This is a genomic window from Loktanella agnita (assembly GCF_046640325.1).
GTDB classification, from domain to species: domain Bacteria; phylum Pseudomonadota; class Alphaproteobacteria; order Rhodobacterales; family Rhodobacteraceae; genus Yoonia; species Yoonia agnita.
In genome coordinates this window covers 121,443-144,540 of sequence record NZ_JBJMBF010000010.1, presented here as the reverse complement: position 1 = coordinate 144,540, position 23,098 = coordinate 121,443, and the positions used below count along the sequence as shown (strand labels likewise).

Annotated in this window: 16 protein-coding genes; 7 read left to right on the top strand and 9 right to left on the bottom strand. The window is 59.1% G+C overall.

The window, feature by feature from the left end; translation table 11 throughout:
* Positions 1–196: 196 nt before the first annotated feature.
* The 3 genes from ACJ5NV_RS13020 to truA all read right to left on the bottom strand — a co-directional run bounded on the left by ACJ5NV_RS13020 (position 197) and on the right by truA (position 7,124).
* A complete protein-coding gene (locus tag ACJ5NV_RS13020) occupies positions 197–4,453 on the bottom strand; it encodes a translocation/assembly module TamB domain-containing protein (protein ID WP_411644318.1) in 4,257 nt (1,418 codons plus the stop codon).
* The gene (locus ACJ5NV_RS13015; protein ID WP_411644317.1) at positions 4,450–6,234 is read right to left on the bottom strand and encodes an autotransporter assembly complex protein TamA; all 1,785 of its coding nucleotides are present in this window, start codon (positions 6,232–6,234) and stop codon (positions 4,450–4,452) included. The genes ACJ5NV_RS13020 and ACJ5NV_RS13015 overlap by 4 nt, the downstream gene beginning before the upstream one ends.
* Before the next feature lie 122 nt (positions 6,235–6,356).
* Positions 6,357–7,124, bottom strand: coding sequence for a tRNA pseudouridine(38-40) synthase TruA (gene truA, locus ACJ5NV_RS13010; RefSeq protein ID WP_411644315.1), 768 nt, complete (start codon positions 7,122–7,124; stop codon positions 6,357–6,359).
* Positions 7,125–7,219: 95 nt separating this feature from the next.
* On the opposite strand from truA, the gene ACJ5NV_RS13005 reads away from it, so the two are divergent.
* Positions 7,220–8,632: a YcjX family GTP-binding protein gene (locus tag ACJ5NV_RS13005; RefSeq protein WP_411644313.1), complete on the top strand. Its 1,413-nt coding sequence runs from the start codon at positions 7,220–7,222 to the stop codon at positions 8,630–8,632.
* A 34-nt stretch (positions 8,633–8,666) separates the two neighbouring features.
* The gene (locus ACJ5NV_RS13000; RefSeq protein ID WP_411644311.1) at positions 8,667–9,701 is read left to right on the top strand and encodes a YcjF family protein; all 1,035 of its coding nucleotides are present in this window, start codon (positions 8,667–8,669) and stop codon (positions 9,699–9,701) included.
* On the opposite strand, the gene ACJ5NV_RS12995 is transcribed toward ACJ5NV_RS13000, so the two are convergent.
* The 3 genes from ACJ5NV_RS12995 to ACJ5NV_RS12985 form a co-directional block, all read right to left on the bottom strand.
* A complete protein-coding gene (locus tag ACJ5NV_RS12995) occupies positions 9,652–10,644 on the bottom strand; it encodes a DUF2125 domain-containing protein (RefSeq protein ID WP_411644310.1) in 993 nt (330 codons plus the stop codon). The genes ACJ5NV_RS13000 and ACJ5NV_RS12995 overlap by 50 nt on opposite strands.
* A gap of 86 nt (positions 10,645–10,730) precedes the next feature.
* Positions 10,731–12,071 (bottom strand): ATP-binding protein, encoded by a 1,341-nt coding sequence (locus ACJ5NV_RS12990; RefSeq protein WP_411644309.1) that lies wholly within the window; start codon positions 12,069–12,071, stop codon positions 10,731–10,733.
* Positions 12,068–12,730, bottom strand: a complete 663-nt coding sequence (locus ACJ5NV_RS12985) for a response regulator transcription factor (RefSeq protein ID WP_411644307.1) — start codon at positions 12,728–12,730, stop codon at positions 12,068–12,070. Before ACJ5NV_RS12985 ends, ACJ5NV_RS12990 begins: the two co-directional genes overlap by 4 nt.
* Here ACJ5NV_RS12985 and ACJ5NV_RS12980 point away from each other — a divergent pair.
* The 4 genes from ACJ5NV_RS12980 to ACJ5NV_RS12965 all read left to right on the top strand — a co-directional run bounded on the left by ACJ5NV_RS12980 (position 12,701) and on the right by ACJ5NV_RS12965 (position 17,931).
* Positions 12,701–13,258, top strand: coding sequence for a hypothetical protein (locus ACJ5NV_RS12980; RefSeq protein ID WP_411644305.1), 558 nt, complete (start codon positions 12,701–12,703; stop codon positions 13,256–13,258). The genes ACJ5NV_RS12985 and ACJ5NV_RS12980 overlap by 30 nt on opposite strands.
* A gap of 811 nt (positions 13,259–14,069) precedes the next feature.
* A complete protein-coding gene (locus tag ACJ5NV_RS12975) occupies positions 14,070–15,713 on the top strand; it encodes an AMP-binding protein (protein WP_411644368.1) in 1,644 nt (547 codons plus the stop codon).
* Positions 15,714–16,378: 665 nt separating this feature from the next.
* Entirely contained in the window at positions 16,379–17,227 is an 849-nt protein-coding gene (locus ACJ5NV_RS12970; RefSeq protein ID WP_411644303.1) for an MBL fold metallo-hydrolase, read from the top strand.
* A gap of 77 nt (positions 17,228–17,304) precedes the next feature.
* Positions 17,305–17,931, top strand: coding sequence for a dioxygenase family protein (locus ACJ5NV_RS12965; RefSeq protein ID WP_411644302.1), 627 nt, complete (start codon positions 17,305–17,307; stop codon positions 17,929–17,931).
* Positions 17,932–17,984: 53 nt separating this feature from the next.
* On the opposite strand, the gene ACJ5NV_RS12960 is transcribed toward ACJ5NV_RS12965, so the two are convergent.
* Positions 17,985–18,503, bottom strand: a complete 519-nt coding sequence (locus tag ACJ5NV_RS12960; RefSeq protein WP_411644300.1) for a hypothetical protein — start codon at positions 18,501–18,503, stop codon at positions 17,985–17,987.
* A 298-nt stretch (positions 18,504–18,801) separates the two neighbouring features.
* Between ACJ5NV_RS12960 and ACJ5NV_RS12955 the strand changes: the two genes are divergently transcribed.
* Positions 18,802–19,833, top strand: a complete 1,032-nt coding sequence (locus ACJ5NV_RS12955) for a TRAP transporter substrate-binding protein (protein WP_411644299.1) — start codon at positions 18,802–18,804, stop codon at positions 19,831–19,833.
* 73 nt (positions 19,834–19,906) lie between these two features.
* Here the strand turns inward: ACJ5NV_RS12955 and ACJ5NV_RS12950 are convergent, their stop codons facing one another.
* Positions 19,907–21,145 carry a cytochrome P450 gene (locus ACJ5NV_RS12950; protein ID WP_411644297.1) on the bottom strand — a complete coding sequence of 413 codons (1,239 nt, stop codon included), beginning with the start codon at positions 21,143–21,145 and terminating at the stop codon, positions 19,907–19,909.
* A gap of 14 nt (positions 21,146–21,159) precedes the next feature.
* On the bottom strand, positions 21,160–23,034 hold the full coding sequence (locus ACJ5NV_RS12945) for a TRAP transporter large permease (RefSeq protein ID WP_411644295.1): 1,875 nt from the start codon (positions 23,032–23,034) through the stop codon (positions 21,160–21,162).
* Between the last annotated feature and the right edge of the window lie 64 nt (positions 23,035–23,098).

Genomic DNA, 23,098 nt, shown 5'->3' with positions numbered 1-23,098 from the left:
TACTAAGGCATTGGTGTTAACTAACTAATAGATAGTGAAGCCTTAGAAAGCGTATAAATTTTGCGCACATATAGCGCTTTGCTTATGCGCATAAGCGGTGCCTTTCAACTGTCGCCAGTTGCGCGACAATTAATATAGATAATCATGTGCGACTAATATCGCACACCCCCAAACACATGTGATTAGGGGCGAAAAATTAGTAATCGCGCTCGAAAAAGACGCCGACACTGGTGGCCCCATCCTGATCAACGCTGCCCTTGGCGGTGATCTCGCGGGTAAGATCAAGGTTCAGGTTGATCTCTGTATTGCCCTCACTGGTCACAGTCACATCGGTATAGACGTTATCTGACAGATATTTACCGGCACGAACGGCAGCGGCGCCTTCCTCGTCAGTTGTCACGTCGAAATCATCCAATCCGATATTTTCGCGCAGCCGGTCGATTGCGCCGCCGCCACGTCCTGCGAGCGTGCTGATCGCCGCTGCCAGCTGCACGGCCTGCAAGGGGCTGATGCTTTCAAGATCGCGGCCAAAGATAAGCTGGGCGAGAACCTCATCCTGCGGCAATTGCGGTATGGATTCAAACCGGACCTCTGGCGCGTCTGCCGGGCCCTCGACAATAATACTGACAACGGTGCCGGTATCTGTGGTGGTCGTCGCCACCAGCCGGATATAGGGATCAAAATCGCCTTGCAGGCTGGCGCTACCTTCGGTCAGCTCGAAACGCTGCTGCAAAATGTCGATCCGCCCGCGGATCAATTCAAACCGCCCGACCGGGATCACATCTGCCGTGGTGCCCCCGATTGTCAGACGCCCGCCCAGTTCGGCATCCAGCCCGCGACCACGGATGAAAATACGCGATGGTGCGTTGATCACGATGTCGAGCGGGAATGCGCTACTGCCGCCACCGCCGCCGCCAGAGCTGCCATTTCCGCCGCCTGCCGCATCAGCCCTTTGCAAGGTGCGCCGCACTGCTGCGCTTGCGTTCAGATGCACCACATCCGGTAGTTCGCCAAGCGAGCTGATGCTGGAGGACGGCACCTGAATATTCGCTTCGCCAAGCTCCAACCGCCCCCTGATCCGCGCGCCCCCTTGCAACGGCCCGTTCAAGCGGATGCTGCCGCCGACGCTGGTGCTGTAAAGGTTCGGATCGCTTAGTACAACATCATCTAACTGCACCTGAATGTCAGCCTGATATGCACCGGACAGCGACACCGGACCGCTGGCCGTGATACCGCCACCCCCCTGCACCTGACTGCGCAGATTGATCTGCGCACTGCCGCTGCTGAGCCTGATTTGTCCGTCGATATCCGTCAGGGTTTGCGCCAGACTGGGGGCTGACAAACGACCGTTGGCAAAAGTGATCTGTCCGTTGACAGAGCTAAGCGCGGGTGGGCCGTTCACGCTAAGATCGAAATTCGCTGTGCCGCTTAGTCGGCGTGGATCAATCGCCGCATTGGCAAGACCCAGCGGCGCACTCCCGTTGATATCAATATCCATCCGACCGGATTGGCTGACCTGCCCGGCAATATCCGCGCGCATCCCGCCGGGTCCGGTGCCTGTCGCATCCACGCCCCAGTTTCCGTTCTCGTCCAGTGACGCTGTTCCAGTCGCGCGAACAGGCCCGCTGATCTGATCGGTCAGCAGACCTACATCACGCAGACTGGCATTGAACCGGCCTTCGCCATAACCCGCATTGCCATTCAGCGCCCCGACGATGGAAAATTCCGGTGTTGACGCTTCAAGCGTGCGCAAGGACAGGACGCCATCTGCCAGCCCAACCGTTGCATTGATACGCCCCGTACCGCGCAGGAGCGGATCGACGGTTGCATTGCCGATTTTCAGATCCTCGCTGCGCAATCGCAACTGCGTGTCAAAGCGGCTTAGATCCGGCAGTACACTGCCAGAGGCCACCAGTTCGACACTACCCCCCACATTTTGCCCGATCAGCGTGGCATAGTTGGACAATTCAGCGATGGCGGCTTGGATATCCCCGGCGATTTCGTAATCCTGTGCGGGGGATGCGATTGTGACGTCAGCAGCCAGATCAACGCCCGGACCATTGGCCACAACCCGCGCGGCGGTGGCGTTGTCCGGGGCCGGTTCTGCGTCGATCCGCAGGGTCAGCGGACCGCTCAGGCTGGGATCAAGCACCGCGGTGTCATTGATCAGCAGGTCGATATCAGCCGTGTTGGAACCGCCCAGTTGCAAGCTCGCGTCACCCCGCAGGCTGAGCGCCGGGGTTTGCAGGTCCAATCCAGAAATCTGCACGCTGTCTTCGCCTGTGCGCGCAAAACCGCCAGAGAAACGCCCGTTGCCCCCGATCAGCGGGTCAACCCGGGCGATGCCCGTCGTCAGGTTCTGTGTTTCTGCGTCAATGTCCAAATCGAACCGCAGGCTATCGCTAAGCAACACGCCCCGCACGCTCAGATCAGCAGCACCACTTAGCGGCTGCCCCACCAGATCGGCGTATTGGGTCAGGTCACTGACATTTGCATTGGCCCGCAGGTTGATTGTCTGTCCGGTTTCAGCCGGGCTGACCGTGCCTGCAGCATCAAAACCCGCCGCCGGGCCAGTGCCCGCCGCGCTGAAATCAATGATGCCTTCGGCATTTTGCGTCACATCAATGGTTGCCGTTGCCGCCCCGGTCAGCGTCGGTTCGACCATGCTGACATCACGCAGGTCAGCGACCAGTTCGGCCTGCGCGCCATCACTGCTGAGCACGGCAGAGCCGGTGACCTGCGCATTCGCGGTTGCAATCCGCAGCGCGTCAATCCGCGTGCCGGTTTCATCACGGCTGATATTGCCAGCAACCGTACCGCGCCCGGCGATCACAGGGTCAAGCCGGGGGATGCCCAGCGCCAGATCATCGGTTTCACCGGTCAAGGCGATGCTGAACAACCCGTCAAGCGGGGCGATCTGCGCCGCGACCCGTGCGTCTGCATCCCCAGATAAATCCCGCCCCACCAGCGTGGCAAAGCGCCCCAGTCCGGCCACCTTTATATCGGCTGTCGCATCGGTCTGGAAACCGCTGTCGGGTCCGTCAATGGTCGCCGTGACCTGCGCATCAAGCCCCGCACCGCTGAGCGTAAAGCGTGAAATCTCTGTTGGTTCACCTTCGGTACGCGATGCCGCGAATGCGCCGCTGATTGTGTCGCCAAAGGCCTCTGCCGCGCCAGCATCGTCAAGTTGTAATCCCGTCGCGCCATAGTTCAGCCCGGCGGTGAAGAGGCCGGTGGCGGAGCCTTCGCCCGATCGCAGGACACCGCCGCCTGTCAGGTTGAGCGTATCAATCCGCAGACCCGGACGCTCAAAATTGGTGATTTCGATATCAGCGCGCCAGTCATCTGATTGTGCGCTGTTGTAATTGATGACCAAACTCGCGCCATCCACATAAGTTTTGGGCCCTGAAAGCGGCAACAACACCGCGTCACCGCCGGTGGCGACGATGCCGCCGGTCAAGTCGATCAGTTCGGGCCAGCCCTGCGCGCCGATCTGGATGGCACCGTCAAGGTTCAGGCGCTCTGCCTCAAGCTCTAACGCAGGGATGTCGATGCGCCCGTCATCGCTGCGGAAGGCCCGCACAAAAAGCCGGGCATCGGTGCCAAAGAAACCTTTGTATTCGGGCACGAAAAGCGGGGAAACATCACCGCCGACGTCCAACATGATCTCGGTCCTGTCGCCGCTGCTGTTCAAGGCAAACCTGCCGTTAAGCCTGTCGGTGCCATCCGTCGAAATCGCCAGATCTGCGGCGTAATCATCAATTGGCGCTGTGCCGTCGATCTGTAGCCCGACAGCCGGGCGGCCCGGCAGATCAAGGATGCGCGCGGCGATCCCGTCAGGGCCTTCTTCAAGGTTCAAAAGCAGGCCGAGTTCGCGGGTAGCGTTGGAATAGCTGCCATCGATTTCGAAAATGCCCGTCTTATCGCCCAGACGTTCGGCCACAACATTGGCCGCGCCTTCGCCACCGCTGAGCTCTGCTGTGCCGCTCAGGGTGATCGAGACAGGTTCGCCAAGAAAGCTTTCGCCCAGTTCGATTTCATCGACCTGGAGCTGACCCAATGAGACGCTGACCGGCAATTCAGGCAGCGAAAAGGGTGTCGCTTCCGGTGCGGGGCCGGTGTCTTCGGCAATGGGCGCGCGGGCCACGATGATCTTTGCGGCGCTGATCTCGTCAATATCAATGGCCCCGCGGAACAGGGCGCTGCGGTTCCAGTCCAGCACAATATCTTCGAGGGTGAGCCACACGCCCTCTTCATCTGCGACTGTCAGCACTTGGATTGTTGCCGAGGAACTGAGCGCACCGGAAAAGCCGATGATGCTGACTTCGCGGCTGACGCCGGACAGGTTGTCTTCGATCAGCCCGGTCAGATAGCCTTTGTCTTCATCCTCTTGCGATTGGGCAAGGGCGAAACCGGGTGCCAAAAGACAGCATATAAAAGCCAGATACTTCAAAACGCCTGTCCAATCCCGATATAAATCTGCACTTCTTCCCACGCGTCATCACCGCTGGCCGGTGTGCCCAGATCAAGCCTGATTGGCCCGATCCCGGTGTCATAACGCAGGCCGATGCCCGCGCCCGCGTGCCAATCGCCATCCTCAAGCGGGACAGCCGTCTCGCCGATATGGCCAATGTCGTAAAAGGCGACCAGACCGATATTGTCCCGAATACCGATGCGCGCTTCCAACTGGGCACCAGCAAAGGAGGTGCCGCCCGTCGTGACGTTTTCACCATCTTCGATACGATCAATCCCAAGCGATTTATAAGGTTGCCCCCGCACCGTGCCGCCGCCGCCGGAGTAAAACAGGAAATCGGCGGGTGCCTCGTCCAGACCCGCCGCCAGCAAGCTACCGACCTGTCCGCGCACCGCAAAGGTCAGCGGGAGCGTTTCACCTATGGTATAATAGCCCCGCGCATCGCCAAAAAACTGAGCGCCGTCTACGTCACCACGCAAGCTGACAAACGGGGTGACAGAGCCATCAAGATAATAGCCTTCGGTCGCATCGGTGGGTTCATCCCGCCGTTCAAGCGTCGCGTCCAGCGGCAAGGTCAGCAGAACATACTCGCGCGTGCCCACGTCACTTTCTTCATGGGCTGCCAATAGGCCCACCGCCGCCTGCACCGTCAGATCACTGGTGATCCTGCGCGACAGACCGATCTCTGTTGATACTTTGTCGAGCAGGTAATCAGGTTCATCCTCGCGTGAGATTTCACCCCTGAGAAACAGGTCGGTATCCGCGCCAAAGGTGGCGGGCCGGGTGAAATTGCCGCGCAGGGCATAGTCGGTGCCGCCGGTTTCACCATCAATCCCAGCGACCTCGGCATCGACCCGCAACCGCTCTGCCCCGCCAAGCAGGTTCCGGTGTAGCCAGAAAGACGACACTGTCAGCCCTTCGACCGAAGACAGCTCCAAGCCGAAACCAAAGCGGCGGGGCTTTGATTCTGAAAACTGCGCATTGATATCCAGCGTGTCGTTCGGGCCGATATTATCAGCCTCGGACAGGGCCACGCTGTCGAATGTGCCTGTGCGGCGCAAACGGCTTTCAGCTGCGGCCAGATCTGTCGGAGAATAGGTTTCGCCACTTGGCAACCCGGCAATTTCGCGGATGCGGTCTGTTGAAACATCCTCGTTCCCGGTGATCAGCAGATCGCCAAAACGCAGGCGCGGACCGGGGATCAGGCCGACATCAACATCCAGGCGCGCATCCTCGTGCCGGGCGACCACACGCTGGCTGCTGACACGCGCCTTTGCATAGCCAAGCTCACGCCAGCTGGACAGCCCAGAGCGGACGGCATCCCCGATCTCACCCGAACGGGCGGGCTGACGCGGGCCGGCATCGACAGGCAGTGTGGCAGCAGGTGGCAGCGGCGCAATTGCGACGTTTCCGAACCTGAACTGCGGGCCGGGTTTCACATCAATCACGACTTCATCAATAGATGACGGGGACGCAAGCGGTGCCATATTGGCCGCCTCTACCCCGTCAATTGTGATGGAAATCGTGCCGGAATAATAGCCTTCGGCGTAAAGCGCTGTCAGCAAACGGCGGTAATCGGCACGGGCTGCAGCCACGAAATCCTGCGGTATCGCCTCATCATTGCTGCGGAGCTGTCGCAGCAATGAGGCTTCGTTCAAAACGTCCCGCGCTTCGGGCGATCGGAGCCGAACATCTTGCGCAGACAGGCCCAGCGGGCCGATAATCATAATGGTGACAAGCGTCGCTTTGCCCAGATTCATGCAGCCCCCTTGCCGCCGGGTTCTTGTTGTCGCAGGGCCACTGTGACGACCGTGCGAATAACACTCAACTATCTTCACAGGTTTGGGTTCCATGATGCAACCACGTATGGATCAATTGCGCGTCAGTCGAAGGGATGCTGCGGATAGCGTACCGCCGCAAGATACAGCCCCTGTGGCGGGCAAACCGGACCGCAGGCGGCCCTGTCGCGCGCGTCCAGTGCTGCGGTCACATCATCCGGCGTCCAGGCCCCCGCGCCCACACGTTCCAGCGTGCCCACAAAGCTGCGCACCTGATTGTGCAGAAACGACCGGGCGCGCACATGAAACCGGTATTCGGTGCCCGCGTGGCGCGGCACGGCTTCGATGCGCAATGCGTCCAGCGTCTTGACCGGGCTTTTCGCCTGACAGGTGGTAGACCGGAATGTCGTGAAGTCGTGATAGCCCACCAGCCGGTCGGCCCCGGCCTGCATCGCCACGATATCCAGTTCATGATTGACCCGCCACATCTGCCCCGCCTCTGACGTCAGCGGCGCGCGGCGGGATATCAGACGAAACAGATAGCGCCGCTCCACCGCGTCAAAGCGGGCGTGCCAGTCATCATCCACCCGCGCGCAATCAAGGATCGCCACCGGATCGGGCTTGAGATGATAGTTCAAGGCCTCTGACAGGCGAAACGGGTCCCAGTCGCGGGTCAGATCACAATGGGCGACCTGCCCCAGCGCATGCACACCCGCATCGGTCCGCCCTGCTGCTGCAATGGTATGCGCACCGGGTTCCAGCCTCGCAAGCGCCGCCTCGATGGCGCCTTGCACCGATGGCAGGCTAGTCTGCCGCTGCCAACCGGCAAAAGGCGCACCGTGATATTCGACAAGAAGGGCATAACGTGGCATCCGGTTGGATTAGGCGGGGTGCGGGTTGAAATCAATCCCTACAAAACCCGATGATGCAGCCCTATCTTCTGCTGCAAGCACGGAAAGGGCGGCACTTGGTAATCAGCACAATCGCAGACCGGATCGCGCGGACGGTAGAAGGCGTGGCCGACACCGTGACCGCACCTTTTTCCGAACCGGTGATCCGGCTGGGCGTCACCGGCCTAAGCCGGGCAGGCAAGACGGTGTTCATCACATCTCTTGTTGCCAATCTGATGAACCGCGGGCGCATGCCGCAATTGAACGCCGCCGCCAGCGGTGCGATCCGCACCGCCTATCTGCAACCACAGCCCGACGACACGATCCCGCGCTTTCGCTACGAAGACCACCTTGCCCGGCTGACCGCCCCCGAACCGAACTGGCCCGAAGGCACCCGTCAGATCAGCGAGCTGCGCCTGTCACTGCGGGTCCAGCCGAGCGGGCTGCTTTCGGGTATCTCTGGCCTGCGCACGGTGCATATTGATATCGTGGATTATCCGGGCGAATGGCTGCTGGATCTTGGCCTGCTGGATCAAAGTTACGAACAATGGTCAGCTGACGCGCTGGACCGCGCAAACGGCCGTCCGGGCGGGGCCGATTACGTCTCGCTGGTGGCGGGCGTCGATCCAACGGTCAAACTGGACGAACCCGAAGCCCAAGTGCTGGCCGACCGCTTCACTGCACATCTGCATGACGCGCGCGAGGCGGGGTTTTCCGATTGTTCGCCAGGCCGGTTTCTGATGCCGGGTGACCTGGCCGGATCGCCGGTGCTGACCTTTGCCCCCCTGCCAGCCGCACGCTATCCGCGCGGATCGCTGGGCCGCGAATTCGAACGGCGGTTTGAAAGCTACAAGCGCAATATCGTGCGCCCGTTCTTTCGCGATCATTTCGCCCGGATTGACCGGCAGATCGTGCTGGTTGACGTGCTTGGTGCGATCCATGGCGGACCTGCAACGCTGGATGATTTGCGCGGGGCGATGGCGCGGATCCTTGGCGCGTTCCGCCTTGGCAGAAACGCTTTCCTGACCCGCATCTTTAATGGCCGGAGGGTCGAAAAAATCCTTTTCGCCGCCACCAAGGCCGACCACCTACACCACAGCCAACACCCGCAGTTGACCGCCATTATAGAGGCGCTTTTGCGTGAAGCAAAGGACCGCGCCGATTTTGCCGGGGCGACAACCGCTGCCATGTCCATCGCTGCGTTGCGGACCACGGTGGAAGAAACGGTGGACCACCGCGACGGGGCGCTTGACGTGGTGCGGGGGCGGTTGCGGGACAGCGGTAAACAGGCGGCGTTCTACCCCGGCAAGTTGCCCGACGACCCCGGCCATCTGCTGACACCCGCCCGACAAGGCGCGCAGAAATGGCTGGATGCCGATTACAGCGTGATGAACTTCGCGCCTGCCCCGCTGACGCTGAAACCCGGCGACGGGCCACCGCATATCCGGCTCGACAAAGCCGCCCAGTTCCTGCTGGGGGACCGGTTGTGAGAGCGCGATGCATCGCAGAACAACGGAGCCACGGATGACAAATAAACCCGTGCTGATCGAACTCGATCAGGCAGAAACGGCAAGACCGGAAGAGGCCCCCGCGATCACAGATAGTGACGCAAGCGGGCAAGAGGCGGCGATGCAAAAGGTAGCGGCGCTGGCCACGCGCCGCCCGTCCCGGCTGGCCCGCTGGTTCTGGACGATCAGTGTGACCTTAGTTGGCTTTGTCGCGTCACTTGCCGCTTGGGATTATGTGACCGGGTTGCTGGCGCGGTCCCCGGTGCTGGGCCTGATTGCCACCGTACTGATCGGGCTGTTGTTGCTTGTGCTGTTGGTTATCGGCTTTCGGGAATTGGCCGCCTTTGGGCGCTTGCGCCGGTTGGACACGATCCAGCGGCAGGCCGCCACCGCGCTGACGACGCATGACCTAACAGCCGCCCGCAAGGTCATCACGGCACTGGAAAATCTCTATGCGGCACGGGCCGACACCGCCTGGGGCCGCGCCCGGATGCAGGCCAGTCAGAACGACATTATGGACGCCGATGGCCTGCTGGGACTGGCCGAGCATACTTTGCTTGCCCCACTGGACGCCCGCGCCCTGCACGAGGTCGAGGCAGCAGCGCGGCAGGTGGCGACGGTGACGGCCATCGTGCCGCTTGCGCTGGCCGATCTGTTCACCGCGCTGACCGCAAACCTGCGCATGATCCGACGCATTGCCGAGGTGTACGGCGGGCGGGCCGGCACGCTTGGCAGTTGGCGTCTGACACGCTCTGTCCTGACGCATCTCGTGGCGACGGGTGCTGTTGCGGTGGGTGATGACCTGATTGGATCGGTGGCCGGTGGCAGCATTCTGGCGAAACTGTCCCGCCGTTTTGGCGAGGGCATCGTGAACGGGGCCCTGACCGCACGGGTCGGCGTCGCCGCGATTGAGGTCTGCCGCCCACTGCCATTTCACGCAGTGCGGCGGCCATCGGTCACGGGGCTTGTACGCCGCGCATTGACCGGGTTGTTCGGCGGTATCAGCGGAAGCGGGGGGCCGGCCCAATCGGAAGCGGCCCCACGGACATAAACCCGTTCTGAAAGCTGACGGGCAATTCAAGCTGATCATCACCAGCCGCAATAGCCCGCACCGCGTTTGTCAGCGTCGGCGCCAGCCCTGCGTCAATCACCCCGGCGCGCTGCAGCAGGTCGATAATCTCGCGCCATTCGGCGGTTTTGAAGGTAATCTGCCCGCCCGGGATGCCCAGCGCGTCCAGCGTGATCTCACCCGACGCAACGACAGAGATACCATCCCAGTCGATGGCCAATGTCTTCAGGTTGACCTGCTCGACCACCGGCGCAGGCAGGCGGGCGTCCAGCGCGTGGCGGTCCAACTGTTTGTCCAATGTCACCCCAGCATCCAGCGTGATCCGGGTGATCGTGCCAGACAGCCGGTCATCAGGATCGAGTGCACGCAAGACCTGCTCTGGCAGCGAAAATTCATCAACGCCCAGATAGATATCATAACGATTGGCCGCATCCGGCGTATCGCGCAACGCTGCAAGCAAGTGATCCACCCCGATCTGCCCCGCGCCCTGCACATCCACCTTCAGCGCGTGGGTATCGACCGTCACCGCGTCCAGCGCCACATCAGTGTTTGCCTGCACCCCGGCGCTCAGACGCAGATCGGCGTTTTCGACGGCAATGGCCTGCCCGTCCACCGCCAGATCAAAAGCCTCAGGCAATACCGCAATGATCCGGTTGGGCTGATAGCTTAGCGCGAAGACCTGCAAGAACGGTCCGGCAAAGCTGAAACGGCGATCCGGCGTGGTCAGCGCCAATTCATCCACTGTCGTATCAAAGCGTGACGGAAATCCGACGGTATTCAGATCGCGATAACCCACCTGCCAGCCAGAGCGCGCCATATCCGCCAGCCCGTCGCGCAACCCCGTTTCCACCGCACGCGCACCAACAAACCAATAGCCGCCATATAGCGCCGCCAGAACCACGATTAAAATTGTCAGTTTGCGCATTGTCCCGCCTCTTGTTCGCGGGCTTGATCTAGCGCCAAACGTGGATATCGGCCAGTGCCCATGTCAGACAGGCAAAAAGCAGCCTGCTATGACGCACCCGGCGCTTTCAATTGGAACGTCGCACAAAGACCGGGAAATTCCCGTGACGGCCCAAGGGTCACCTTCCCGCCATAGGCATGCGCAAGGTCTGCGGCAATCGTAAGGCCCAGACCGGTGCCCGGTATAGAGGTATCCAGCCGCTGCCCGCTCAACACCGCGATGCCCAGATCACGCGCCGGAATGCCCGGACCATCGTCTTCGATAACGATCTGGACCGTCTGACCGTCCCGCAAGGCCGTCAGATGAACCCGGGCATTGGCCCATTTCAGCGCATTATCCAGCAGATTGCCCACGACCTCTTCGAAATCGCTTTGATCAATACGGGCGCGCAAATTTTCCGCGATATTCGCCGTCACTGTTTTGTCGCTATTGCGCGCCAAAGCGGCAAAGGCGCGGTTCATCCGGCCAAGTGCCATGCTGACATCGGTAAACACCCAGCCTGCCCCATCGCTGCCATCCGCACGGATCCGCGCGAAGGAACGTTTTAGCTGCGCATCAAGACGATCGAGCGCATTGATCGCCTCGCCCACGGGCTGGCCTTGCTGGCGCAGCTGTTCAAGCTCATTGCGGACGATGGCTGACGGTGTCTTGACCGCATGTGCCAGATCCGCTGCCTGTCTGCGAGACCGGCTAACGATTTCGCGGTTCCGATCCAGCAGGTTGTTGATATCTTCGACCAATGGGGCGACTTCGGTTGGGTAATCTTCTGGTGACAACCCATCCTCATCCTCCCACCGGGTCGATACATCACCCCGCAATGTATTCAGCGGGCGCAGCACGGTTGTCATCTGTAACAGCGCACCGGCCACAGCAATCACGGTGACCAGACCAAATGCCATGATCAGGTTTTTGCGCAGATTCTGCCTGTCCTCGCGCAGGCTGTCCAATGAAGAAGCAACCTGCACATGCAGCATCTCCCCATCGTTGAACGTCAGCCATTCCCGCGTTCCGCGCAGCATTTCACCATCCGGACCAGTAAAATCCCAAACAGTAACATCACCCGTCAGCGTTTCGGGTCGCGGCAGAAGCGCGTCAACAAGCGAGGGCGACACATTGATCCGCCCCTCCTGATCTGCCACCTGCCAATACTGCCCTGAAAACGGGCGCGCATAGGCGGGATCGCCTAGCGCAAGCATAATCCCCTGTACGGATGATCCATGATTGGCCGTCGCCAGAACGACCTGTATGTGACGATTCATCAGCAGCTCGTTAAAGCGCCTTTCGGTCTGCTGGTTCATAAAGGACGCCAGGCCATAAAGCCCGATGATCGCCGTTAGGATCGCCCATAAAACCCCACTGACAACAGCGCGGGCGCGCAAAGACTTCATGCGGCGGCTTTGATCACGTAGCCGCGGCCCCTAACAGTTTCGATCAGATCATTGCCGAGCTTCTTGCGCAGCCGATTGACGAAAACCGCAATCGTATTGGAATCGCGATCCCCGTCATAATGGTAGATGTGCTCTGACAACTCGGCACGCGATATCAGCCGATCGGAATTATGAAACAGATAGGACAGGACCGCGATTTCCTGAGACGTCAGGTTCGCAGGCATACCATTCACCATCACTTGATTAGTGCGGGTATCAAAGCTGATGCCGCCTTTTTTGAACACGGGGCTGGCTTTGCCAGACTGACGGCGGATCATCGCGCGCACACGCGCTGAAAGCTCTGGCATGTGGAATGGCTTGGTCAGATAATCATCGCCCCCCGCATCCAATCCATCCACACGGTCAGACCAGCCATCGCGTGCGGTCAGAATCAGGACCGGCGTATCAACCCCATGCGCGCGCCAGTATTTCAGCACGGTCAGCCCGTCCCGCTGCGGCAAGCCAATATCAAGGATAATCAGATCATAGGGCTCTGTTTCACCCAAAAACTGTGCATCTATTCCATCATGGGCAAGATCGACCACACGACCTTCGCCGGTCAGTACAGCTTTGATTTGTTCGGCGAGCACATGCTCGTCTTCGGCAAGGAGAATACGCATAAACCACCATTAAAAATACGTCGTGTCATTAGTTTGACAACTTTTGGACGAGAGTCCTGCTATGCGGAGTTACTTTTTGCCCCCGCCGTTTCCACCGCCATTACCATTGTTACCACCGCCGTTCCCATTGTTGCTAGTGCTATTGCCGCCGCCGTTGCCATTGTTGCCGCCGCCCCTGCCATTGCCATTGCCATTGCCATTGCCATTGCCATTGCCATTGCCATTGCCATTGCCATTGCCATTGCCATTGCCATTGAGGTTACCACCAGCATTATTTGCGACAACCCCCGGAATAATGGAGTTGGACGACAACTGCGTTGTGGGATTTGGGGTCCGGCTTGCGTATGCTTCTATTTCCTGCCCAAGGGCAGAACTGTCAAAGACTTGGAACCCGGTTGCACCATCGACCATCAAAAGATCAAGCTGACCACGCGGCTGGCGGACCATTATTCTATAGGTCACTTTATTGTCTACGGCAAAGGCGCGGATTTCGACCACGTCCCCGCCGGTAAAACTCTCAACACCTGAGATTAAATGCCGGGTGGCTATGGTCTGATCACGTGAAACGGCATTGCGCAGTTCCGCTTGGGATAGTTCGCGCACATCCGACTGCGCGACAGCGGGAAGAATGCAGATAAGTCCCGCGCATATGACCTGCCTGACCATCAATGTCACAGCGATGCTCTGATGGCCCGTATCGGTAGCGCGGCAGTATCTTTAAACGCGCCGCATGCTGCCGTGTTCGTCAATGTCAGTATGTTGTGCAAGCCGGTCGAGAAGATCATCGACTTTTGGGAACCGATCACAATGCGATCTCTCCGAAAGAACCGGGCGCGCCGGCGTCTCTGACTTCTTGTCGACATTCTTTTTCTTTTCGCACAAATTCCGGAGAACATGTACGCCCCCGGTTTCGACTGTCATATCATCAGCCGAACGCAATCCTTCAACAAACACTTGTTTACCACCCCGTGAAACCACTTAACCACAACAGCGAACAACATGTCCGCCTAACAATACTCACTTGGCTATCTAAGCTTATTTATGTGAACATAACAAAAATGTGTCGTTCACATTAGGTTAACTTTTCGGACTTCATCGCCTCCGCCGTACCACATATCGTGCACGCGTGACGCAACAATCAACATGTAGAACTAACGCGATTGTTAACGCTTTTGTAATGTTTATGCACCAACAGATAAATAGCCGCTTCATGACAATCAACAGGATGCTGATCGGAGCCTCCGCATTCGCACAGGTTGCATTTCATAGTTAAAATGTAACGAATCGGCCAATGATTGCGCGTTGACAGAAAATGAACACACGTTCATTTTCATACCTGATGCTGGTAAACCGATCCACGATCGACGCAACCCGTGCGGGGTTTGGCTGGGATATCCCGGACGGCTATAACATCGGCTACGACATCTGTGACCGCCCTGCACAAGCCCGGCCTGACAGCCCGGCGATCATTGACGTGGGGCCGCATGGGCAGGCTGTGCACTACAGTTTTGCTGACCTGCGCGACATGGCAAACCGGCTGGCTAACGGGCTGACCGGCACGCTTCAGCCCGGTGACCGAGTTGCGGTTCTTCTGCCGCAATGCGTCGAAACCGCTGCCGCCCATATCGCGATCCTGAAAGCAGGCTGCATTTCACTGCCGCTTTTCACGCTCTTCGGTCCCGAGGCGCTCTTGCATCGGCTATTGGATTCCGGGGCAAGGGCGGTGATCACCAATGCGGCGGGGGCGGCGCTGATCGCAACGCTGCACAAATTGCTTCCAGCGTTTGACCTGGTGCTTAGCATCGACGGGGCAAGTGATCACGCCAAGGATTTTCACGCGCTCTGCGCCGCGCAATCGTCAGATTTCACCGCCATCCGCACTCGTCCCGATGATCCGGCGATCCTGATCTACACATCCGGCACCACTGGCGCACCCAAAGGGGCACTGCATGCCCATCGTGTCTTGCTGGGACATCTGCCGGGCGTCGAGATGAGCCATGATTTCTTCCCCCAACCCGGTGACCGGATCTGGACCCCTGCGGACTGGGCTTGGATTGGCGGGTTGCTCGACGTGCTGATGCCCGCCCTGCACCACGGCGTGCCAGTCGTCGCCTGTCGGTTTGATAAATTCACCGCCAAAGCCGCCTTTGACCTGATCCGCAGTCAAGGCATCCGCAACGCTTTCCTGCCGCCCACCGCGCTGAAACTCATGCGGCTGAAGACGCCCGATGAACCCGTCCCCCTCCGATCCGTCGCCAGCGGCGGAGAGACTTTAGGCAAAGAACTAATCGCCTGGGGCCAGCAGGTTTTTGGCACGACAATCAACGAATTCTACGGCCAGACTGAATGCAATATGATCGTGTCCTCCTGCGCGGCGCTGGAACCGGCAGAGCCCGGCGTGATGGGCTTTGCCGTGCCGGGCCATACGGTCGATATCATCAATGAAGATACCGCCACCCTCTGCGACATCGCCGAGGAAGGTAGTATCGCCGTGCGCGCGCCCGATCCGGTGATGTTCTTGCGCTACTGGAACAAGCCCGACGCGACGGCGGCAAAATTCATCCAGATCGGCAATGATGGCTGGCTGCTGACAGGTGACAAAGGGGCCAAGACCCCATCAGGCCGCATCCAGTTCATCGGACGCGATGACGATATCATCAGCTCCGGCGGCTACCGGATCGGCCCGGCCGAGATCGAAGACTGCCTGCTGACACACCCCGCCGTGCAATTGGCCGGGGTCGTCGGCCAGCCCGATCCGATCCGAGGGTCCATCGTCGCCGCTTATATTGAATTGGCCAAAGGCCACGCCCCATCCGACGCGCTTGCACATGACATCGCAACACACGTCAAAACCCGGCTCGCCGCTTACGAATTCCCCCGCGTGGTGCGGTTCATCCACGACATGCCAATGACCACCACCGGCAAGATTATCCGCGCCGAGCTGCGCAAACGCGCAGAGAGGGACGCGCAAAATGAGTCCTGAGATGACCGGGTAACGGGCTGAAAGTGACACCAACACCGTGGACGGCGCAGGTCTGGGGCATCAGATAGTATTACGCCTGCATCACGACATTAACTTAATGAAAATGTTCGACAGACGGAAACAGCCATTCACACGCAATGCCGCTAAGGTCCGATTTGAGCCCAAAGTGGCCACACTCGGATGACGGCGCAAAGGTTGAAAGGAGACATTCGCGCAGTAAGGCCGTTCCGTTGTAAACTGTGGCAGCGGTATAGGATTGGTGCGGTGTGATCCTTCAGACTGGACATTCGCTATGCCACCAATACGCCAACTCGCGTAGGCTTTCTTATGGGACAGCCCATGCCTTGTAGGGTCAACTCAGTCCTAGGTGTTTCGTCGACGGAGGTGGCACCAGTCGACAAAAATACGACCAGATGCCTCAAGTGGTATCGATCTCGCGTTCGAACAATAAGTAGCGGGATTAAGGTCAAATTGAGAAATAAGTTCTCGCTCGGGAGGATAATCATACAAAATTTAGAAAATCGATCCAAGCTATTAGAGTAATCAATTTTCATGATGGATGAGATCCGAATAAGCTTGCCGCTACAACCGTTCGCATTAAATCTTAGGAATAGAGCATGCACTCTCCGTCTTCCGTTATTACGCTTGGCACAGCAGGTGGACCGATGCAGAATCCGCAGCGCGCGCAACCTGCACATGTTCTGATGAATGGCGATCGTCCGATCCTGATTGATTGCGGCGAAGGGGCGATGGGTCAGCTCAAGCGGGCGGGGATTGAGTACCGCGACGTGCATCATATTTTCCTGACCCATCATCATTTCGATCATATCGGGAGCCTCTATGCTTGCCTTGGCCTGAATATGATGACACAGCGCAGAGAGCCGCTGTGCATCTATGGCCCGGCCGGAACACAAGCGATCGTGGACGGGTTATGCGCTGCATGTGATGTGCCAAATGCCATCGGCTTTGGTGTGCCCGGCCAGCAGTTGCCGCATCCGCGCGACTTCGTCGAGGTCACGGAAATCACGCCGGGGGATGAAATCACGCTCGATGGTCTCAAGATGACCTGCTGCGAGAACACCCACTACCGGACCGAGGATCAGTTCGGTGAGGACGGTTATCATTCGCTGTCGCTGCGTTTCGACCTCGACGACCGTAGCGTGGTGTTCACCGGCGATACTGGCCCGTGTGACGCACTGGTGACGCTCAGCCAAGGGGCTGATTTGATTGTGGGCGAGATGATGGACCTCGACATCACGATGGGCCGCATCCGTGCGATGAACCAAGGCATGCCCGAAGACCGCATTGAGATGATAAAAAACCATCTGTCCAAACATCATATCAACGCAGAAGACCTTGCCCACTTGGCGAAGTCAGCCAGTGCGAAAGAGGTCGTGGCGGTTCACTTCCCGCCGGGCATCGCGACGCCTGACACAGCGCAGGGTTATGTCGACCGCGTTGCCGCGATCTTCGACGGGAAATTCTTGATCGGGCAGGATTTAGCGGCCTACTGAGGCTTTGAGACTTACTTTAATAAAAATTTGCGTCGCGCGCGTATAAGTCATAACTCAAACCTTTAGAAGCTTGTTTCATGACCAAAGCCAACACCTCTCGGAGAACCTTTCTCGCCCGCGTGCTGGGCGCACTGGGCCTCACGGCCGTGGCACACCCTGCGGCGGCCGCGGTACCGACGCCAAGCGCTACGAAAGGCCCGTTTTATCCAACGCCCGCAATGCGCCGCACGGATGTCGACAACGACCTCATCAAAATCATAGGTCAGGTTCACAAAGCCGGCGGCGACGTCATGATGTTGAACGGCAGCGTTCTGAATGCGGACGGGGCACCGCTTGCGGATCATCGGGTCGAGATCTGGCAGTGCGATATGAACGGTAAATACATGCACAGCGGTGATCGCCAGTCACTTGAGTTCGATGCAGCGTTTCAGGGTTTCGGTCATGACATCACAGGCCCTGACGGACGCTATCAGTTCCGCACGATCAAGCCTGTCACTCACCCGGGCAGGACACCGCACATCCATGTCAAGGTGTTCAACGGCACAGAGGAACTGCTGACGACGCAATTCTATATCGATGGTCATCCGGCCAATGGGCGGGACCGCATCTTCGGCAGGTTGTCGGACGCCGAGGCGGCCGCGGTGTCGATGGTTTTTGAACGCGTGGACGGCGTCGAGCAAACGACGGTCGACATCACCGTCTAAAGCAAAACGCCCGCCAAATCGGTGGGCGTTTTCATCTATGATGTCTCTAAGGATCAGTTGGGCGTGATGACCACTTCCACGACGCCTTCGGCGTCCAACGTCATCTCGTTCGTGCCCTCGTCGTTGCCGATGTCATAGCGGTTGAGCAAGATCGTGCCGCCACCGGTCGAGAGGTCAAATACGCCCGAAATCAACAAGTCTCCTTCGTCATAGCCACCTTTGGCGTAGAACCGCAGTGTGTTCGCAAAGATGAACATGTCCGCCGATGCGGTCTCACCCGGCGCCAGCAGAACCCCCGGTTCGCCAGAGGTGCCAAGCACGGGGCCTGCGACAGCTTCGGGCATTGTGCCGTTCATCGGGCGCGGGTCGCCTTCGAGAATGGTGTTCACATAAGCCTCAGACATGTTTCCTTCCGCGTCGAACATAATTGGTGCGGCAGCTACGGCATCTAACACGATCAGCGGTGCGATGATTGTGTCCGAATTGTTCGTTACCGTAATTTTGTAGTCTTGCGCGGAAGCAGTCGAGGCAATGCCCGCGACCAAGGCGGTTGCTGCAATCAGCGTCTTCATGATGATGTCCTCCCAATAAGATAGCTCCGGAAAACCGCATCTGCGACACAGCACCGGAAGCTCTGGTAAGACACTAGTGGCGCTCAAAGCATTTCCAAAACGGAATTGAGGAATGTCAGCCATAGAAAATAGAAATACTTACAGGGCACTGCTTTGCCTGCACAATCTCCATTCATCAAATCAATACAATGCATTCAACTAATCTAATTCCGAAACACCACCGGTTCCGGTATTCCTTTTGCAAGGCTTTGGCTACGGCGCGTGCCTGGCCATATTTAATGTCTGGGAGGAGAAAAAAATGCGTAGGAAGTTAGCAAACCTGTGTCTGGCCGCGGCCACGGCACTGTCACCGGCCGCAGCGGCGGCAGAGTCCCTTGTTTTCGGAACCGGCAATGTCGTGATACACCCGATCAACGAACGGATCATGACCCCTTGGGCGAAACAGATCAATGCCACATCGGACGGTGCCGTCGAAATCGCAGTTCGGCATGGCCAGATGCTGGTGAATGGCGGGAACTACGTGGACCGAGTGCAGGACGACGTCGTGCAGATCGCCTTCGGCATGCTGGTGTTCGACCCCGGCCGCTTCCCACGGTCACTGGTTTCGACCGTTCCGTTCATCGAAGGATCGGCCGAAGCCAGCTCTCTGGCGTTCTGCCGGTTGTACGAAGCTGGCGCATTCGACGCAGAACTGGCGAATTTCAAACCGTTGTTCTTTGTACCTTTTCCGCAGTCTTCCGCACACCTGAACGGCGGGCCACTCACCAGCATGAGTGATCTGGAAGGCAAAAAGATCATGGTTGGCAGCCCGACTGCATCACAAATCGTGTCGGCCTTTGGCGGCACGCCGCTGTCGATCATCTTGCCCGAACAGTATCAGGCGCTCCAGCGCAGCACGGCTGACGGCAACTTCATGACGTACACCGCCTTTCCCGCCTTCAACCTGCAAGAAGTGACGACAGATCACCTGCGCGTTCCGCTTGGCGGGGCAACGGGCATGGTTTTCATGGACCGCGCCCGCTTTGAAGCTCTGCCCGAAGAGGCCAAAGCCGTGCTGGAATCCAATTCCGGTTGCGACAAGACCCGCGAAGTGGGCGCCGAGGTGGATGACTGGGAAGCTGAATCTCTGGCCTTCGTGGCGGAACAGGACGGGCATACCATCAACGAGATCGACCCGGCGGAATTCGAAGCCATGCGCGCCGAGCTGGGCGAGGAGATCTTTGCATCCTTTGCCGAACGCGCCCCGGAAGGCGAGGCGCTGCTTGCGCAGTGGCGGCAGGCCATGGAAGACGCGCGCCGTGAGATCGGTGAGATCGGTGAGATCGAGTAAGCTTTAGCTTGTTTTTCAAGAAGGGGGCGCCAGACACATCTGGCGCCCCTTTTGCTTTATAACAGCAGTGTTCCTAGGCGGGTATCAATCGCAGCGGCAGGCGATCGAGCGCGTGAATGCCGTTGTTGGGTCGCCAAACGGGATCCCCGGTCAGCTCGATGCAATCTACGCGCTCCGCCAGCGCACGCAATACGGCCTGTCCCTCGGCCCGCGCGATGTTCTGCCCGACGCAGGTGTGAACGCCAACGCCCAAGGCAAGGTGCCCTGCGGTCTTGCGAGAGATGTCAAAACGGTCCGGCTGATCCCAATGGGCCGGGTCGCGGTTGGCGGCCCCCAGAACGCAGAGGATCTTGGTCCCTTCCTCAACCTTGACGCCCGCGACTTCAGTATCGAGGTTCGCCGTCCGGCAAAACGCCTGCACCGGTGAGGTATAGCGCAGCGTCTCCTCAAAGGCGGGAAGCGCAAGTTTTTCGGGGTCCGCCTTTAGCTTGACCCACTCATCCGGGTTCTGGGCCAGACAGGCCAGTGCATTCCCGATCCCCGTGACGGTCGTATCCACCCCAGCCGACAAAAGCGAACGGACCAGCATCTCGGCTTCGGCTTCTGTAAATCCATCATTTCCGACCTCGGCGTGGATGGTCGCGCCAATGCCATCGTCGGTCAGGGCATCCTTGCGGCAGGCCGCGTTGATCCAGGGCACAATCTCGGGCGCCTTGGCCATCGTGCGGCGACGCAACTCATTGTCCGGCCCGATGGCGTTGAAGACCATCGCTCCGTAATCCACCAGTTTGCGGGTATCGGGCTGCTTGATGCCAACCGCTTTGGGGAACACGCGGGTCGGGAATACCTCTGCAATATCTGCGACCCCATCAATGGGGCCCCCTTTCGCCAGCACCTCTTCGACCAACGCTACCGCGTCGGCCTGAAAGGCGTCCCGCAAATTACGCACAACGACCGGAGACAGGGCCCGCATGATGATACGGCGGGTGCGCGTGTGTGCAGGCGGGTCAACTTCCAAGACAATCGAGGGCGGGCGCCACGGCTCTTCCAGCTTGAAATCGCTCAGCCCCACACCGCGTGACGAAACAAAGCGGTCATGATCAGAAAACACTTCCCGCGTCACCTCATAGCCGCCGCAAATCAGGATGCTGTACTTGGGGATATGGGCGAACGGGCCTTCGGACAGCAGTTCCTCGAAGAACGGATAAGGGTCTGTCAGAACATCGACGCTGAAGGGGTCCACATCCCAGACGGGAACACCCGTCGGGGGCGAGACGGGTTTGTGGCCATGGATCAGGGTCTGCTCGTTCATCTTCGTCCCCTCCATTACATCGTCGATGGCAGCCAAAGCGCCAGCGCCGGAAAGGCGACCAGCAAAACGATCTTGAGGAAGTCTGCGACAATGAACGGTACGACTCCCTTTATCACTGTGCCAAGGCGCACATCGGGATCAATGCTTTTGATGATGAACAGGTTCATCCCGAACGGCGGCGTGATCATTCCGATCTCGACCACCACCAGCATCAAGATGCCCCAGAACAGCATGTCATAGCCCAGATCAAGGATAATCGGGGTGACGACGGGCAGTGTGATGATCATGACGCCAAAGCTGTCCATGATGGCCCCCAGCAGCAGATAGATCACGATGAGCAATGTCAGGATCAGAATAGGCCGTGCGTCAATGCTGGCGATCCGGGCGCTGACCATGTCAGGCGCACCGCCAAGGTTGATGAAAAAGGCAAACATCAGACCGCCGAAAATCAACGCATAGATCATCGCGGTGGTCGCCGTGGTTTCCGAGAACACCTGCAGGATCGAGGACCGGTTGAGCTTGCCCCGTGCAAAGGCCAGCACAAAGGCACTGACCGCGCCGACCGCCGCACTTTCGGTCGCGGTGAACAAACCGCCGTAAAGTCCGCCGATGACCACGGCGAACATCAGCACGACGGGGAAAGACCCCTTAAGGGCTGGCAGCAGATCCGACAGGCTGCCGGAATTCGCCTCGGGGGCGGCATCGGGGTTCATTCGCGCCACTACGAAGACCGCTCCGAAATAGAGCAGCACCGCAAGGATCGCAGGGATCATTGCTGCGACGAACAGGTCCCCGATCGAGGTTTCTGTGAGTAACGCGAACAGGATGATCACACCCGACGGTGGCACAAGCGCGCCCAACGTGCCGCCCGCCGCGACGCTCGCCGTAGACAGGCTCGGCGCATAGCCCGCCTGTTTCATCGCCGGAAGCGCCATGCGCCCGAAGGTGGCCGAGGTGGCGATGGAGTTCCCCGACACCGCGCCAAAGCCTGCGCAGCCTGCAATCGTCGCATAGGCTAGCCCGCCCCGGAACCGGCCCAGCAGGGCATTCCCGAGGCGGAACAGGTCGTCCGACACGCCTGCCACCACCGCAAAAGCGCCCATGATCAGGAACATCGGCAAGGTCGCGACCTGTTCGTTGCGCAGGAAATCTGCGGCGTCACCGGCAAAGGTGTTCATGGACGCGCCACCGCCGACCACGGCCATGGTTCCGACGATACCGATGAGCGCGGTTACGGTCGCCAAAGGCAGTTGAAGCAGCACCGCAAGCCAGAGAATGACAAACCCGATGATGGCAGCCGTTCCGGGCCGAAGCATGACCGCGGTGGCATAGCTGTCAAAGTTCGTGAACACCCAGAGCAATGTGCCACCGGCCAGCACGACGAATGACGCAAGGACAGTCCAGACGACGGGATGGGTCCTGTCTGAACCTATCACTGTAACGTCGCTCGCCACATCTTCGATCGTGTTAAACACCTGAACGATTGCGGCAGACGCCATCGCAAAGGCGATTGCAAAATAGGTGGGGGCCAACGGCAACTGCAGCAAGGCAGAGGCCCGGCCTTGGTCCTGATAGCGCAGCGCGAGACCGAACAGACGCCACGCCAGGATCGCAAAGAATACGAACAGCATGACCGAACCGACAACGCGAAGCCACGCAGACAGACGCGGCCCCGTAAGATCGGCTAGCAAGTCGATCTTGAGGTTCACACGGCTCGCCGCACCCGCAGGCAGGGTAAAGGCAATGGCGATCGCAAAAATCGCGGACATGATCTCGTTCAGCGCGAAGACGGATGTGCCAAAAAGCCAGCGCCCCAGAACGTCGACAACAATCGTCATGGCGCCAAGAAGAGCAGCGGTGATCGAAATGACCGAGATGACGCCTGTCAACTTGTGAAGCCACGGAAAACGCTTTGGCGTAAAAGGAGGCCGGGTGTCAGCCGGTGTCATCGCG

Coding starts and splice junctions, on each gene's coding strand:
- truA (WP_411644315.1), bottom strand. CDS start 7,124: ATGCCACGTTATGCCCTTCTTGTCGAATATCACGGTGCGCCTTTTGCC.
- ACJ5NV_RS13015 (WP_411644317.1), bottom strand. CDS start 6,234: ATGAATCTGGGCAAAGCGACGCTTGTCACCATTATGATTATCGGCCCG.
- ACJ5NV_RS12990 (WP_411644309.1), bottom strand. CDS start 12,071: ATGAAGTCTTTGCGCGCCCGCGCTGTTGTCAGTGGGGTTTTATGGGCG.
- ACJ5NV_RS12965 (WP_411644302.1), top strand. CDS start 17,305: ATGACCAAAGCCAACACCTCTCGGAGAACCTTTCTCGCCCGCGTGCTG.
- ACJ5NV_RS12950 (WP_411644297.1), bottom strand. CDS start 21,145: ATGAACGAGCAGACCCTGATCCATGGCCACAAACCCGTCTCGCCCCCG.
- ACJ5NV_RS12970 (WP_411644303.1), top strand. CDS start 16,379: ATGCAGAATCCGCAGCGCGCGCAACCTGCACATGTTCTGATGAATGGC.
- ACJ5NV_RS12955 (WP_411644299.1), top strand. CDS start 18,802: ATGCGTAGGAAGTTAGCAAACCTGTGTCTGGCCGCGGCCACGGCACTG.
- ACJ5NV_RS12980 (WP_411644305.1), top strand. CDS start 12,701: ATGCTCGTCTTCGGCAAGGAGAATACGCATAAACCACCATTAAAAATA.
- ACJ5NV_RS12985 (WP_411644307.1), bottom strand. CDS start 12,730: ATGCGTATTCTCCTTGCCGAAGACGAGCATGTGCTCGCCGAACAAATC.
- ACJ5NV_RS12975 (WP_411644368.1), top strand. CDS start 14,070: ATGCTGGTAAACCGATCCACGATCGACGCAACCCGTGCGGGGTTTGGC.
- ACJ5NV_RS12960 (WP_411644300.1), bottom strand. CDS start 18,503: ATGAAGACGCTGATTGCAGCAACCGCCTTGGTCGCGGGCATTGCCTCG.
- ACJ5NV_RS12995 (WP_411644310.1), bottom strand. CDS start 10,644: ATGCGCAAACTGACAATTTTAATCGTGGTTCTGGCGGCGCTATATGGC.
- ACJ5NV_RS13000 (WP_411644311.1), top strand. CDS start 8,667: ATGACAAATAAACCCGTGCTGATCGAACTCGATCAGGCAGAAACGGCA.